The 14,841-nt window shown below is 47.8% G+C and carries 13 protein-coding genes and 3 tRNA genes; 9 read left to right on the top strand and 7 right to left on the bottom strand.

Going from position 1 to position 14,841, the window contains the following annotated elements:
- Positions 1–15: 15 nt before the first annotated feature.
- The 3 genes from rlmD to VGN67_RS15025 all read right to left on the bottom strand — a co-directional run bounded on the left by rlmD (position 16) and on the right by VGN67_RS15025 (position 3,003).
- On the bottom strand, positions 16–1,419 hold the full coding sequence (gene rlmD, locus VGN67_RS15035; RefSeq protein ID WP_327487677.1) for a 23S rRNA (uracil(1939)-C(5))-methyltransferase RlmD: 1,404 nt from the start codon (positions 1,417–1,419) through the stop codon (positions 16–18).
- Positions 1,420–1,712: 293 nt separating this feature from the next.
- On the bottom strand, positions 1,713–2,177 hold the full coding sequence (locus VGN67_RS15030; protein ID WP_327487676.1) for a CHRD domain-containing protein: 465 nt from the start codon (positions 2,175–2,177) through the stop codon (positions 1,713–1,715).
- A gap of 91 nt (positions 2,178–2,268) precedes the next feature.
- A complete protein-coding gene (locus VGN67_RS15025; protein ID WP_327487675.1) occupies positions 2,269–3,003 on the bottom strand; it encodes an SH3 domain-containing protein in 735 nt (244 codons plus the stop codon).
- 70 nt (positions 3,004–3,073) lie between these two features.
- Between VGN67_RS15025 and VGN67_RS15020 the strand changes: the two genes are divergently transcribed.
- The 6 genes from VGN67_RS15020 to VGN67_RS14995 all read left to right on the top strand — a co-directional run bounded on the left by VGN67_RS15020 (position 3,074) and on the right by VGN67_RS14995 (position 9,202).
- Positions 3,074–3,149: transfer RNA gene (locus VGN67_RS15020), tRNA-Lys, on the top strand.
- Positions 3,150–3,301: 152 nt separating this feature from the next.
- A tRNA-Lys gene (locus VGN67_RS15015) sits at positions 3,302–3,374 on the top strand.
- A gap of 6 nt (positions 3,375–3,380) precedes the next feature.
- Positions 3,381–3,464: transfer RNA gene (locus VGN67_RS15010), tRNA-Leu, on the top strand.
- Between the two features lie 338 nt (positions 3,465–3,802).
- Entirely contained in the window at positions 3,803–4,765 is a 963-nt protein-coding gene (locus VGN67_RS15005; RefSeq protein WP_327487674.1) for a CvpA family protein, read from the top strand.
- 113 nt (positions 4,766–4,878) lie between these two features.
- Positions 4,879–5,838, top strand: coding sequence for a UTP--glucose-1-phosphate uridylyltransferase (locus VGN67_RS15000; protein ID WP_327487673.1), 960 nt, complete (start codon positions 4,879–4,881; stop codon positions 5,836–5,838).
- 28 nt (positions 5,839–5,866) lie between these two features.
- A complete protein-coding gene (locus VGN67_RS14995) occupies positions 5,867–9,202 on the top strand; it encodes a UTP--glucose-1-phosphate uridylyltransferase (protein WP_327487672.1) in 3,336 nt (1,111 codons plus the stop codon).
- 16 nt (positions 9,203–9,218) lie between these two features.
- Here the strand turns inward: VGN67_RS14995 and VGN67_RS14990 are convergent, their stop codons facing one another.
- From VGN67_RS14990 to VGN67_RS14980, 3 genes are all read right to left on the bottom strand, one after another.
- Positions 9,219–9,404, bottom strand: coding sequence for a hypothetical protein (locus VGN67_RS14990; protein WP_327487671.1), 186 nt, complete (start codon positions 9,402–9,404; stop codon positions 9,219–9,221).
- 124 nt (positions 9,405–9,528) lie between these two features.
- Positions 9,529–9,876, bottom strand: a complete 348-nt coding sequence (locus VGN67_RS14985; RefSeq protein ID WP_327487670.1) for a hypothetical protein — start codon at positions 9,874–9,876, stop codon at positions 9,529–9,531.
- A gap of 168 nt (positions 9,877–10,044) precedes the next feature.
- Positions 10,045–10,659: a deoxynucleoside kinase gene (locus VGN67_RS14980; RefSeq protein ID WP_327487669.1), complete on the bottom strand. Its 615-nt coding sequence runs from the start codon at positions 10,657–10,659 to the stop codon at positions 10,045–10,047.
- A 159-nt stretch (positions 10,660–10,818) separates the two neighbouring features.
- On the opposite strand from VGN67_RS14980, the gene VGN67_RS14975 reads away from it, so the two are divergent.
- Positions 10,819–11,799: a rhodanese-related sulfurtransferase gene (locus tag VGN67_RS14975; protein ID WP_327487668.1), complete on the top strand. Its 981-nt coding sequence runs from the start codon at positions 10,819–10,821 to the stop codon at positions 11,797–11,799.
- Between the two features lie 25 nt (positions 11,800–11,824).
- Here the strand turns inward: VGN67_RS14975 and VGN67_RS14970 are convergent, their stop codons facing one another.
- Positions 11,825–12,322 carry a GNAT family N-acetyltransferase gene (locus tag VGN67_RS14970; RefSeq protein ID WP_327487667.1) on the bottom strand — a complete coding sequence of 166 codons (498 nt, stop codon included), beginning with the start codon at positions 12,320–12,322 and terminating at the stop codon, positions 11,825–11,827.
- A 72-nt stretch (positions 12,323–12,394) separates the two neighbouring features.
- On the opposite strand from VGN67_RS14970, the gene surE reads away from it, so the two are divergent.
- Together surE and VGN67_RS14960 are read left to right on the top strand one after the other, a co-directional pair.
- Positions 12,395–13,192 (top strand): 5'/3'-nucleotidase SurE, encoded by a 798-nt coding sequence (gene surE, locus VGN67_RS14965; RefSeq protein WP_327487666.1) that lies wholly within the window; start codon positions 12,395–12,397, stop codon positions 13,190–13,192.
- Positions 13,193–13,242: 50 nt separating this feature from the next.
- Positions 13,243–14,802, top strand: coding sequence for a GH3 family domain-containing protein (locus VGN67_RS14960; RefSeq protein WP_327487665.1), 1,560 nt, complete (start codon positions 13,243–13,245; stop codon positions 14,800–14,802).
- Positions 14,803–14,841: the final 39 nt, after the last annotated feature.

The following is a 14,841-nucleotide window of genomic DNA, read 5'->3' as shown; positions in this document are numbered from 1 at the left end:
CAGGCAATAAGTACTTTACACTTTTCGCCTTTCCAGTAAGGCCACGTTTTCTACATGGTGAGTGTTAGGGAACATATCCACGGGCTGCACCCGGGTTACCTCATAGGCCTGTGACATGAGGGCAATGTCGCGCGCCTGCGTTGACGAATTACAACTTACGTACACAATCCTTTTCGGGGCTGCATTTAAGATAGTTTCCACCACCGGCAGGTCCATGCCAGCCCTTGGTGGGTCAGTAATGATTACATCTGGCTTTCCATGTGTTTTAAAAAACTCACCGTTCAGCAGGTTCTTCATATCGCCCGCAAAAAATTCCGTATTGGTAATTCCATTCAGCACCGAGTTTTTACGCGCGTCCTGTACGGCCGCTTCTACGTACTCTACCCCAATTACTTGGGCTGCCTGACGGGCTACAAAATTGGCAATGGTACCCGTGCCGGTATACAGGTCATACACTAATTCTTTTCCGGTTAAACCCGCGAAGTCACGCGCTACGCTAAAAAGCGTATAGGCTTGTTCGGAGTTGGTCTGGTAAAACGACTTGGGACCTACCAAAAAAGTCAGATCTTCCATGGTCTCCCGGATTACCGGTTCACCGGCATACAGTACTACCTCCTGGTCCTGATACGAATCATTCCCTTTGGTATTAACTATATAATGTAGGGAAGAAATGACCGGAAAAGCATTTTTCAGGTACTCCATCACATCTGGGATAACCTCCTCATCACGCTCCCCAAACTGGGCAATCACCATGATATCACCAGTATTGGCGGTACGGATAATCAGGTTACGCAGGATGCCCTCATTCTTCCTGATGTCGTAGTTGCGGTACCCTTTTTCGTTGATGTACTGGTACATTCCATTCCTGATCTCATTAGAAGGATCAGGCTGGAGGTGGCAGGTCTCCACCGTAAATATTTTATCAAATCGCTTGGGTACGTGGAAACCCAGCGCGTTGCGGTGAAAGTCTTTGCCCGAACTTATCTCTTCGCGAGTCAGCCAGCGGTTGCTGGAGAATGTAAATTCCAGTTTATTACGGTAGAAGCGGGTATCGTTGGCCGGAATAATGTCACTGACAAGTACCCCGTTCAGTTTGCCAATACGCTCAAAATGGTCAACTACCTGCTGCCGTTTGAAACGCAACTGATGGGAATAGTCGATATGCTGCCAGCGGCAACCGCCACAGGTGTCATGGTGAGCGCAGTAAGGCTGAGTACGGAGCGATGAATGAGTATGGATTTTTCGGACAACGGCTTCCTTAAACTTCTTCTTTTTTCCAACTACCTCCAGGTCCACAATATCGCCGGGAGCTACGTTGCCTTCAACAAAAATAACGCCTTCGGCTGATTTATAGATACATTTGCCCTCGGCGGCAAAATCAGTTATCTCTACTTTTTCGTACTTTTCAATAACTCGCATACTAAGATTTTCTATTCAAAAAGTCAGACTAATTCTGGTTAGCCGGACGTCAAAGTATAAAACACAAACTAACCTGAATTCGTTGATACATGACAAATTCCCTCAAAATATGAATCAACGAACTCCGGCAGAATCTAAAAAAAATCCCAAAACCCTGCAAAATTAAATTAATATAGTGAGCAATCCTCTCTGGGCAGAAAAGAGAATCAATTTTGTCCTATCAAAAAAGTGGAGAATAAACAAAAGAAGCAGATCTTTCGACCTGCTTCTGGTATTGTAAATACGTAAAGGTATTAGTCGTTGCCAAACTTTTCCAGTACTATTTGCCCCCTTACTTCGCCAAAACGGTATTGAGCGGTTGGTATATTGATGTACATACCTCCTACTCTCAGTAATCTGGCCTGTTGCGGAGTTAGGGTAACAGAACCCGTGACCGGAGAGGAGCCCGTAGCGGCTATGTTGTGCTCAATAGGTCCTACTTCCCAATAAGGCTCCGCCGAACGGAGTTCGATGGCCGTAGGGGTAAGCCCCTGGTAAGTAATATTATAAGTCAGATTCCTGGTATCCCGGTTAAACTCGAATACGCCGGAAGCCTGCCCGGAGGAGGTGGCACGCGGTTGGGTATTCTGGCTATTAATGGTGGAAGTAAATCTCACTATCGGGTCATTATGTGGCCCTTCATCCTTACAAGAGGTCATTATACCCATCATAAGCGCCGCTACAAATAAAAGTGTACCGTGTTTCTTTGTCTTTTTCATAAGAATAGTAATTAAAAATATTGCTGGCTAAATATACGGAAAATCATATCCATAACCTCTAAATGGGGGTAAGTTGTTTTTAGTACCTCTCTCACACAAGCAATAAATCAGCTTGTCGGACGTAAACCAGCTCGCCCCCCCAAAAAACTAAATTCCAATGGTCGCGGGCACCTATGATGGTCAGTTTATGACCTTTACTGACTTTTTCAACAATTGGGGCTGCCGACGACGGAAAAGAACGCAGATAGGTACTACTGTTACTGATAATACCTGTACTGTAGTTGGCCGGTACGTTCAGTAAGCCCAGCAGAGCAATGAGATAAATAACCATGGCCCATTTGTGCCGCCGGTAAATATATTCACCGCTACGAATTTTTATCAGCATGACTACAAATACATATACGCCCAGAGTCAGCAGCAGGATCGGCAGAACTTCACCGTAGCGCCGGTACAAAATAATAAAATAACTATAGTCGTCGAACTCGTACCCCTTCAACCCATTGGCCGAGGCGATCGTACTCATCTTTTCGAGCAGGGCAACGGACGGTTCCAACTGCGCCAGACAGCTCAGGTAATACAAGCTTTGGGTGTAGTCATTGGCTTTCTCTGACAGAAAAGCCAGCTTCATGAGCAGGTTAGGATTGTATTTTTTTTCGTTTTGAAAATAATTTTGATAGATAGATTTTGCTTCTGAATACCGGCCGATAGTAAACAGAGAATCAGCCGACTTTAATCGGTTTTCCTGGGCAACGGCAGGGCTTAAAAATTGGAATAGTACCCCCACCAGACCCATAAAAATCATGTATTTGTTGCGGGATGCTTGCATAATAATAACTAGTAGCCTAATTTTGCATCGCAATTACGGAAAAGGCCCCGGCTATTCCAACAAATTGTACGATTCCGTAGCTCAGCTGGTAGAGCAATACACTTTTAATGTATGGGTCCTGGGTTCGAATCCCAGCGGGATCACCAACAAGTTAAGAGTACCTAAGTTAATACTAACGATTCCGTAGCTCAGCTGGTAGAGCAATCTACTTTTAATGTATGGGTCCTGGGCGGCCGCCGCGCGGTTCGAATCCCAGCGGGATCACCAACAAGTCAAGAGTGCCTAAGTTAATACTAACGATTCCGTAGCTCAGCTGGTAGAGCAATACACTTTTAATGTATGGGTCCTGGGTTCGAATCCCAGCGGGATCACAACAAGTCCAGGTGGTGGAATTGGTAGACACGCTACTTTGAGGGGGTAGTGCCCGTTCGGGTGTAGGAGTTCGACTCTCCTTCTGGACACTCTTGTTAAAACTGCATTTACGGCTCCGTAATGCAGTTTTTTTTTGCCTTAAACCATCGAATTTGTCAAAAATCAGCCAAATTCTTTCTCCGGATACGTGAAAAATACTGTAAATCCGGTATTGTATGGGTTATATAGACATCCTTACCTTTGTACTATATATCTGCACCATCATTTATTGGATTAGGAACACAAAACCTGAGGGAGGTTTTTGGTTAGAAAATAAAGGCACCTGGCCTATGGCCGGGTGTCTTTATTTTGGGAGTACGTGCCAAAATCAAACTCTTCCGGCCTCCGGACAGTTTCTTTTTTATTCTATTAAATAAGAAACCAGACTATGGATCTGACTTTAGTCGATTGGCTTCTCATCCTTATCGTACTTCTATCTCTATGGAGTGGCTGGCAGAGGGGTTTTATTTTGGGGCTTTTAAATCTGATTACCCTGATTGGTAGTTTTCTAATTGCCCTGACGTTTTATAAGTACCTGTCTGTTGTTTTTGACAAATACTTTCCTTCGCTGGGGGTCTGGAACCTGCCCGTTTCCTTTTTTATCACGCTTATTTTAGCCCGGCTTCTTCTTTCTGGCATTATGAACACGGCACTTAAAAATGTACCCGTAGAGGCACATTACCATGGCGTTAACCGCTTCCTGGGGCTGGGGCCGGGTTTAGTCAATGGCATTATTTACGCTTCTTTTGCCGCCGCTTTCATGATGGCCTTGCCCCTGTCTGATGGCTTTACTACCAGTAGCCGTGACAGTGTACTTTCCAGTAAGCTAATTCAGCCCGTGGAGTGGCTTGAAACGAAGCTTTCTCCGGTTTTTGAAGACGCCGTGGAACGCTCTCTGAATAACCTGACGGTTGAGCCTTCCTCTGACAAATCTGTCAATCTTCCCTTTACAGTAAAAAGTCCAAAAATCCGGCCGGACCTGGAAGCCCGAATGCTGGAACTGGTCAACGAAGAACGGGCGAAGGAGGGTCTGAAGCCACTGAAAGCCGATCCGGAGCTGGCCGCAGTAGCACGCTTGCACTCGCGGGATATGTTTGCCAGAGGGTACTTTGCCCATGTTACTCCCGATGGCAAAGATCCGTTTGATCGCATCAGAGCCGCCCGAATACGATTTTTAACCGCCGGCGAAAACCTGGCGCTGGCTCAAACGGTTAACATTGCCCATACCGGATTGATGAACTCACCCGGACACCGGGCCAATATCCTGCGACCCGCGTTCGGCCGGGTCGGTATCGGAATTCTGGACGGTGGTGTTTACGGATTGATGGTGACGCAGAACTTTAAAAATTAAGTAATTTTAGCCCAAATTCATGGCCCAGCAAAAGGTAAGTATCATTTTCGTGGCCATACTTTACAAACAATCCTAAAACAGGTACCTACATTCCATTCTACACATAACCTACCATGCGAGTTAAAAAAGCTGTAATCACTGCTGCCGCCCGCGGTGAAAGACTATACCCGGTAGCCGATACCATCCAGAAAGCCATGCTGCCTGTAATTGATACCGATGGAATTCATAAACCTGTTATTCAGATCATTGCAGAAGAAGCGTTCGCCAGTGGTATCGAAGAAATATGCGTAGTGTGCGCGCCCGGCGACGGCGAAAGGTACATCAATGCCTTTACCTCCCTTCGTGACAACCTCATCAGGTCGTTTAAAAGTGTGGACTGGGCCAAAGCTGAGGCCGATAAAATTGATTACCTTATCCGCCAGATCTATTTTGCTGAACAACGGGAACCCCTGGGGTATGGCCATGCCGTGTACTGTGCGCGGGATTTTGTCAATAACGAGCCGGTACTACTGATGCTGGGTGACTACCTGTACGTTTCCAATCTGGCGCAGAAACGTTGCGCTGCCCAGTTGATTGAATTGGCTACGCAGGAAAACTGTTCCGTGTCGGCCGTTAACCCAACCATTGAGCACCAGATTGGCCGCTATGGTACCCTAACCGGCAAACATATCCAAAATGCTCCGGGCGTGTACCAGATAAATAAAATCCTGGAGAAACCTTCCCTAAGTGTTGCCGAGCAGGAACTTCAGACACCCGGACTGCGGGTTGGGTACTACCTGTGTTTTTTTGGTATGCACGTTTTTACTCCGCAGGTTTTTGAAATATTAGAAAAACACATAGCTCAGGAGAGCACCAATATACTGCTAACTCCAACCCTTCAGGAGCTGGCAGAAACCGAAAAGTACCTGGCTCTGGAAGTGAAGGGCAATCGCTATGACCTGAGTAAAAGGCATGGGTTGTTGCAGGCCCAGATAGCCCTGGGCTTAGCGGGGGAAGCCCACGACGAAACTCTTTCCGCTATGGTTGAGCTATTGGCAGAAGCAAATATGCGAACCTCCCTGATGGTCAACTAAGTAATTACTCCGAAGCTAAAAGCTGCACATGAATATTTTTATAGAATCCATTACCTCGGTTAATCCTGATGTACGTAATCGTTCGTTCTTTGAATTAAGCCGGACTCTGGGTAAGAAAGAATTACTTAAGTCCCTGCGGGAACTGGACCGATTCCGTGAAAGTACTCCCAATCTTTACGATAAGGTCAGGGCTATTCTTTTTCTGTACGCGGGTTACCGTTTTTTTCTGATGGAATCAAGAGAAACGCCTTCCATCGGAAAAATCCCCTACGCGGGTTTTGATGATCTGCTGGGGCGCCGGTTTGAACATGCCATCAGCCTTTTTTACAAAGAACTAGACAAACACGGACCCAACGCGGCCCTGGTCAGCGCCCTGGCCGAGAGCTACCACCACCTGTCCTTTCAGACCCTGGCCGACCAGGTCAGGAAGAGCGTGCGGTCCAGCAAGGGCAACCAGTGGATGTTCCGGGTAGGCCACCAGGCCGAACACCCCATCCGGATTCACCCCCGGCTGCTGCAACGTCAGGATAACTCGATGTTTTACCCCATTCTGCACGAGCAGACCGCCGTCCGGATGGATTTGACTCACAGTGGCTGGTCCGATATTTTTTTCCTGGGGATGGATTATCCCGAGGGGGCGCGCGTGGTAAATATTTCCATTGACCTGGGGGTGTACAATCGGGATAAGGATATTCGTCCTCCCCTGCACTGCTACTTCCGCGTAATCCCGGAGCCGGTACTTCGCCTGACCAGTGTTGATTTGAATACCACCAAGGACATCCTTGACCTGGCCGATTTATTCAATTTCGGAAACGACTACCTCAGCCTGGTCAAAGCCGGTGTAATTGCCTCCGGCCTAATCCCGCCCTCCTTTGAAGGTACCAACCAATCACTACCTGACATCCTGAGTCGCATAGTGGCCCCGGGTATGGGTATTGAGCTGGTAACCAAAGTCAACGATATTCCCAAGGGGTCCCGCTTTGCCGTATCCACTAATTTATTGGGTTCTATCATCAGCCTCCTCATGCGCGCTACCTGCCAGACCAGTACCCTCGAAGGTGGACTGATTGAATCGGAACGAAGACTCGTGGCTTCCCGCGCCATTCTGGGTGAATGGATTGGGGGTTCGGGGGGTGGTTGGCAGGACTCCGGAGGGGTATGGCCGGGTATCAAGGCTATTCAGGGTACCCTGGCCCAGGAAGGAGATCCCGAATTTGGCATTAGCCGGGGTACCTTGCTGCCCCGGCACCGGGTACTGCAGGGAAAGGACGTCCACCCGGAATTTGCCGATAAAATCATGAATTCGCTGGTACTTATGCACGGGGGAATGGCCTCCAACGTAGGTCCTATTCTGGAAATGGTAACGGAGAAGTACCTCCTCAGGGGCGAAAAAGAATGGGCAGCCCGTCAGCAAACTAATCAGATTTTTGATAATATTCTGGCGTCTATCCGCGAAGGGGATATTAAAAAACTGGGTGCCAATACCGCCCAAAACTGGGAATTCCCAATAAAAACTATTATTCCCTGGGCTTCCACCTTTTTTACGGAGCAAATTATTGCCAGGGCGAAAAAGCAATTCGCCGATGACTACTACGGATTCCTGATGCTGGGGGGTATGTCAGGAGGAGGTATGGGCATGTTTGTCAATCCGGACCGCTACGAAGACTACAAGCTCCGTGTGCTGGAAATTCTGCGAACTACCAAGCAGGAACTTTCTGACTCCCTGCCCTTTGCCATGGAGCCGGTAGTGTACAACTGGAGCGTCAATCCGAGAGGTTCCTGGTCGACCCTCCACGAAGGTGGAGAGGCCCTCATGCCCGAGCAGTACTACGGTATTCATGTATCGGAACTGGTGCGGAAAGATCCGGCCTCGATCCCTTATATCCGCCGGGCCGAAATTGATGTGTTTACTACCTACTGCGAACGCAACAATCTGGCTTACCCCCTGCTCCGGACTATCGTAAGCAACCTGTTCAAGGTTTCGGACCCTTCCAACCAGAGTAACCGAAGCCTCGAAAATGAAAAGGCTGACCGAATCAAGAAAGAAAACGGGTTTGATTATATACAGCACGATGAGATTCGGGAAGAACTTCAAAAAGGCCGGATTGGGTTATCGCGCAACCGTCTGTCCGCCGAAAGTACCATTGAGGATGTGCTGCCGGAGGAAATAGCCCAGCACGAGCGGTTGCAGGCTGCCGTAGCCACCGGGGAAGGGGCAATTCGGGCCGGTAAGGTAGCCGTGATGTCACTGGCCGCGGGGGTAGGTAGCCGCTGGACCAAAGGCGCCGGGGTAATCAAAGCCATAAATCCCTTCGTAGAATTGAGCGGAAAACACCGCAGTTTTTTAGAAATTCATTTAGCTAAAACCCGAAAAGTGGCGGAAAAGTACGGAGCGTACCTGCCTCATTTGGTGGCTACCAGCTACCTGACCCACCAGCCCATTTTTAAAAAACTGGAACAAACCCAGAACTTTGGCTACTCCGGTCCTACCCTGCTATCGGCGGGGCGTTCCATCGGCCAGCGCTTTGTGCCCATGGAGCGGGATTTGCGTTTTTTATGGGAAGAAATGCCTCAGGAAACCCTCGACGAAAATAAGCAGAAAGTTCGGGAAGCTGTCCGGGAAAGCCTGATTGCCTGGGCCCGGACCAAAGGGGAAGGAACCGACTATACCGATAATATTGCGGCGCAGCGGTTTTCACCACTTGGCCACTGGTACGAGGTATCGAATCTACTCCGGAACGGTACCCTGGCACGATTACTGACCGAACGTCCAGAAGTAGAAACCATCATGCTGCACAATATTGATACGCTGGGAGCCGATGTGGACGCGGCTGCACTGGGATACCACCTGGAATCGGGCCATGTGCTTACCTTTGAAGTAGTACCCCGCCGGATTGAGGACCGCGGGGGTGGACTGGCCCGGGTAAATGGACAGATACGGCTACTGGAAGGTTTGGCGCAGCCCCGCGAAGAGGATGAGCTCAAACTTAGCTACTACAATACCAATACTACCTGGATTCAGATCGACCCTTTACTGAAACTGTTCGGGCTCACACGCCTGGATATCCAAAAGGGAAGCGAGGCCAGTTTAGCCAAAGCGGTCCGTGCGGTAGCTCATCGCATACCTACCTATGTGACCATCAAAGAGGTAAAGTACCGGTGGGGACACGGGCAGGAAGACATTTATCCGGTAGCCCAAATCGAAAAACTTTGGAGCGATATGTCGGCCTTAACGGATATAAAATGTGGTTATATTGCCGTAGCCCGGCACCGGGGACAACAGCTTAAAGATCCCGCGCAACTGGACTCGTGGGTTACCGACGGTAGTAAAGACTATGTAGCTTCCTTGTGTCAGTTCGACTAGGGCTCCATCCGGATACCTATTCAACTTCACAGGATTTTACCCGTAACTCCGGCTTTTGGTTTCGTTGTTCCATGACATCCCGGATATAAGCCGCCAGTTCGTACTGTTCTTTCCGGAGCGATACCGCCAACTGGTACTCAAGATAAGCATCCGGAGTACCATCCACTATTGACTTGTAAACTTCAATTGAATACTCGTACATTTTTAACCGCCTTCCGGGAGAAAATTAGTTTTCACCTTGTTTTTAAAGGTGAAAACTTCGGTGTCAGATTCACTGAGGAGAAGCAATTAGAACAAACCAAAGGCAACCAGCGGGCCGCCTTTGTCTAAATATTGGTCAACTCATCTTTAATTTTTTTGGCTTCCTGCTTCCACTCGTTGGCCTCTTTACTTGCGGTTTGTTTCCACTGAATATAGGTCTCAATCTTGTGCCAGGTTTCATCCTGCGCCACCGGATTACGGCAGGAAAGTAGCCTTTCCAGTATCACATCCGAACTTCGGTAGGCCGATTGCCAGTTCCTGGCTATAATCACCCTTTCGATGTTTTTCCCCCTCAACGTTAATTCATCCTGCACCAACGATGGAATGACGACCTTCTGTTCTGCCTTCCTGATATTCCGGACATATTCAGCATGATCGACCAAAGTACCTAAAAACGCCACGTTCCTTTCCATAAAATATTGTAGTATCTATTGTTTATCCTGGTGACAAATATAGTTGAAAAGTCAACTTTCTGATATAACCGCTCACCTACAATTTTTATTTTTTTATTAGTTTAAAAAAAATCGGTTTTCATAAAAAAAGCCGCAAAGTGCGGCTTATAGAAAAATGACCTCAGGTACTTATACGTAAAACAGTTCTTTATCCATCAACTCAATGATTTTCCTGAAGTCGTCCGGGTTGTTGGCAAAATCCATATTGTTTACATCAATTACCAGCAGCCGACCGTGGTCATACTTCGCCACAAACTGTTCGTAGTAGGTATTCAGGTTTTGGAGGTAGTCAACGGAAATATCGGCTTCAAAGTCGCGTCCCCGTTTCTGAATCTGCTTTACGAGCTTGGGTATATCGGCTTTCAGGTAAATCATCAGGTCGGGTGGTTGAACGGCTTTGATTATGGTATCAAACAGCATGAGATAGCTCTGGTAGTCCCGCTCGGTCATAATTCTGGAATCGTAAAGATTCTTGGCAAAGATAAAGGCGTCTTCGTAGATGGTCCGGTCCTGAATTACCGTAGTGTAGGTCAGCGACCGGATACGCTGAACCTGGGCAAAGCGGCTGTTGAGAAAATAAATCTGCAGGTTAAAGGCCCAGCGCTCCATGTCCTTGTAGAAATCGGCCAGGTAGGGATTGCCCTCAACGGCTTCAAAGAGTACCCCCCATCCATAATGTTCTCCCAGCATTTGCGTAAGGGTGGTTTTACCCGCTCCAATGTTACCTGTAATGGCGATATGCATGCTAAATTTTGTTAAATTATTAAAATGTAAAAGTACATTACTTCTCCGCAAAAGTGAACCCGCAAGTGGCAATGACGAAAATCAGGCGGAGGACCTTCGTCGCTAAACCGTTGATCTTTGTATCTTTGCAACCTGAAAATATCGTTAAAGTTTTTTACCATGAAGCCTTACCGCGTATTACTATACTATAATTATGTTTCGATTGCCGATCCTGAACTTTACCGGGACGAGCACCACCTGTTTTGTATTGAACACAACCTGTTAGGACGGGTCATTGTATCGCCCGAGGGGCTGAATGGTACCGTCTCCGGCCTCGCTGCTGACTGCGAGAACTATATGGCGTTCCTCCGGGCCGATGCTCGCTTTGCTGACACGGAGTTTAAAATAGAAGAACACGATGGGCATACATTTCATAAGCTCCACGTGCGGGTAAAGGAGGAGATCGTCAATTCAGACCTGCCCGTAAATCCGCTGGTAAGGACCGGGAAGCACCTTGATCCAGCCGAATTCAGGAAGCTATTGAATGATCCGGAGGTAGTACTGGTCGATATGCGGTCCAACTACGAACACGCCGTCGGAAAATTCAAGGGGGCGGTTACGTTTGACATGGAAAACCTCCGGGAACTTCCAGAGCACGTCAACGAGATTGAACACCTCAAAGATAAAAAGATAATCACCTACTGTACCGGTGGAATTAAGTGTGAGAAAGCCAGCGCTTACCTACTGGAACGCGGCTTTCGGGATGTGTACCAGTTGCACGGGGGTATTATCCGGTACGGTCTGGAAGAAGGCGGAGAAAACTTTGACGGCAAGTGCTACGTATTCGATAACCGTGTGGTAGTTGATGTCAACAAGGTAAATCCAATCGTAGTGTCTACTTGCTACGTGTGTGGCGACACCTGTGACCGCATGGTAAACTGTGCCAATTCAGAGTGCAACCGGCATGTACCCATCTGCGAAAAATGCGGGGAAGAAATGGAAGGAGCCTGCTCACCGGCCTGTAAGACCCATCCGGCTAAACGTCCCTACGATGGTACCGGGTACTACGCCAGCAACAGCAACCATTACAACCCGTTACAGGGTTTTCTCAGTCTGCGCAAACGGGATGATTTCGATAAGAAAAGATTGATAAACGGATAGCGTATTTCCTGGGTATGAGCCAAGTTCATACCCAGGTTTTTTCCAACAGGTAGTCGTTCATCCAGTAGGGGCCAATGGCAATATCCTCCTCCTGCACTATCCTGAACCCTTTCTTTTCGTAAAAGTACCGGGCTTTGTTGAACCGATTTACGTTCAGCGTTAACCGTTCGGCCCCCAACTCCCTGACGCACTCTTCTACCTTTTCCAGTAGGTAGGAGCCGCTACCCGTTCCCTGACTTTCGGGCAGTACATATATTTTATGAAGCTTAAAGACGGACTCTTCCACCCTGGAAAAAGAGGCAAAACCCAGGTACTTTTCCTGCTCGGAAAGGATTAAAAAGGTATGACCTAACTCCTGAATCTGCTTATAAAGTGACTCCGGAGAATACATAAGCGCAAACATATAATCAATCTGCTCCCAGGAAAGAATTTGGCGGTACGTAGGCTCCCAGGTTTGTTCCTGAATAGTGATAATCAAAGGAATATCCTCAACTGTGGCTGTTTTTATTGCGAATGAGGTCATAATACGTAAATTTGGCAATCCGTACTGCAAATATGGGCGATACGGACATTAGTTACGAAATATTACCAAAAAATGGATGTAAATAGCTCAGAATCAACAACTAAAAGACCACTAATACTTGTTAGTAACGACGATGGAATAACGTCGTTAGGTATCCGCACACTGGTAGAACTCATGCAAACGCTTGGTGAAGTAGTGGTAGTAGCTCCCAATAGTCCGCAATCAGGCATGGGGCATGCCATTACCATCGGCGAACCACTCCGCCTTTATTCAACCGAAATATTTGACGAGGTTGATGAATACGAATGCTCAGGTACCCCCGCCGACTGCGTTAAACTTGCCAAATGTTACGTGCTCAAGGATCGGGCTCCGGACCTGGTGGTAAGCGGAATCAACCACGGCAGTAACAGCTCTATAAGCGTATTATATTCGGGTACCATGTCAGCGGCCATTGAGGCGGCGGTGGAAGGAATTCCGGCCATTGGATTCTCCCTGTGCGACTACCGCCTGGAAGCAGATTTTAGTCACGTGGGTGAGTATGTACTAGCCATAACCCGGGCTGCGTTACAAAATGGCATTCCCAAAGGAGTAGCTCTTAATGTCAATATCCCATCAATTGACAATGGACCCATCAAAGGAATAAAAGTTTGTCGGCAAGCCCACGCCAAGTGGCAGGAAAAATTTGACTACCGAAAAGACCCCTACGGCCGCGGCTATTTCTGGATGGCGGGTGAATTTGTAAATTACGACCACGACAAGGAAGATACCGACGAGTGGGCGCTTAAACAGGGGTACGTATCAGTAGTACCTTGTAAATATGACCTTACTTCGTATGAAGTCCTGGATAATATTTCTTCCTGGGGCTTATAGGACCAGTTATTTAGGCAAGTACAACAAAAAAGTACGCAACGAAAAAAGCTATGGCAATTGTAGGAAGTTTGCTCAAAAGAGGCATCCGGTTCGGGAACATCGTAGCCAGTCGTAAGAAAATAAACGCTTTCAAGCAGCAGAAAAAGACCCTGTCAAAACTTTTAGCCAAGGCCAGGTACACCGAGTTTGGCGTAAAGAACCGGTTTGAAGATGTACTAAGCAGTGCCTTATTTGGTAAACCATACGACTTTTACGAGAAATACAAGAAATCGGTACCGGTACACGACTACAATAAAATTTATAACGAGTGGTGGCACCGTTCGCTCAATGGTGAAAAGAATATCTGCTGGCCGGGCAAAATCAAGTACTTTGCCCTGAGTTCAGGTACTTCCGAAGCGGCTTCCAAGTACATACCGGTCACTAAGGCCATGTCCAAGGCCATGCAAAAGACCAGTATCCGACAAATCCTGTCGCTGGGCCGCTACGAAGACCTTCCCGATAAATTGTACGAAAAAGGATTCCTGATGCTGGGAGGCAGTACGGATTTAAACCCAAGAGGAAGCCATTTTGAAGGAGACCTGAGCGGAATTAACGCTAGTCAAATTCCGTTCTGGTTCAGGCCTTACTACAAACCCGGACAGAAAATAGCAGCCGAAAAGGACTGGGCTCTCAAATTGCAGGAAATAACCCTGGCAGCCAAAGACTGGGACATTGGGTTCATAGTGGGAGTACCGGCCTGGATTCAGCTTCTGATGGAGAAAATTATTGAGCACTACAAGCTGGAAACCATCCACGATATCTGGCCCAGTCTTCAGGTTTTCGGTCACGGGGGCGTGTCGTTTGAGCCCTACCGGAAGGGGTTTGAAAAGCTACTGGCCCGACCCATTACCTACATTGACACCTACCTGGCTTCCGAAGGGTTTATTGCCTACCAGAGCCGTCCGGGTGCCCCGGGTATGCAGCTGGTGCTGGACAATGGGATTTTCTTTGAATTTGTGCCCTTTAACGAAAAGAATTTTGACTCGGACGGTGGACTGGTAGAAAATCCGGAAACGCTGATGATCCACGAAGTCCAGGAAGGAAAAGAGTACGCGCTCCTGCTATCCACCTGTTCGGGCGCCTGGCGGTACTTGATTGGCGATACGGTCAGGTTTGTAGATAAAGCCAAAGCCGAGATTGTGATCACGGGCCGGACCAAACATTACCTGAGCTTATGCGGCGAGCATCTTTCGGTAGATAACATGAACAAAGCCATTGATCTGGTTTCGGAGGATTTGGGGATTTCAGTGAAGGAATTTACCGTCGCTGGTATTGCCCACGAATCCCTGTTTGCCCACCACTGGTACATAGGTACCGACAATGCCGTTGACCCCGAAGCCTTAAAAGTAAAGCTGGACGAAAAGCTGAAAGTACTTAATGACGACTACGCAGTAGAGCGCAAACACGCGTTGAAAGATATTTTTGTGACGGTACTTCCTAACTCAGCATTTTACGGCTGGATGGCCTCCAAAGGCAAAATGGGTGGCCAACACAAATTCCCCCGGGTATTCAAGAAAAACTTGATCGACGATTGGGAAAGCTACCTCAGGAATAATAACTACCTAAAATAAACAGAGGATTATATCATACCGGCCACCAAAAGTGAGTTT

Origin of the sequence: Telluribacter sp. (assembly GCF_035998675.1) — a bacterium.
In the GTDB taxonomy this organism is placed as follows: Bacteria; Bacteroidota; Bacteroidia; order Cytophagales; family Spirosomataceae; genus Telluribacter.
Note: the sequence above shows the minus strand (reverse complement) of the source record. Positions and strands in the feature narration are given on the sequence as shown.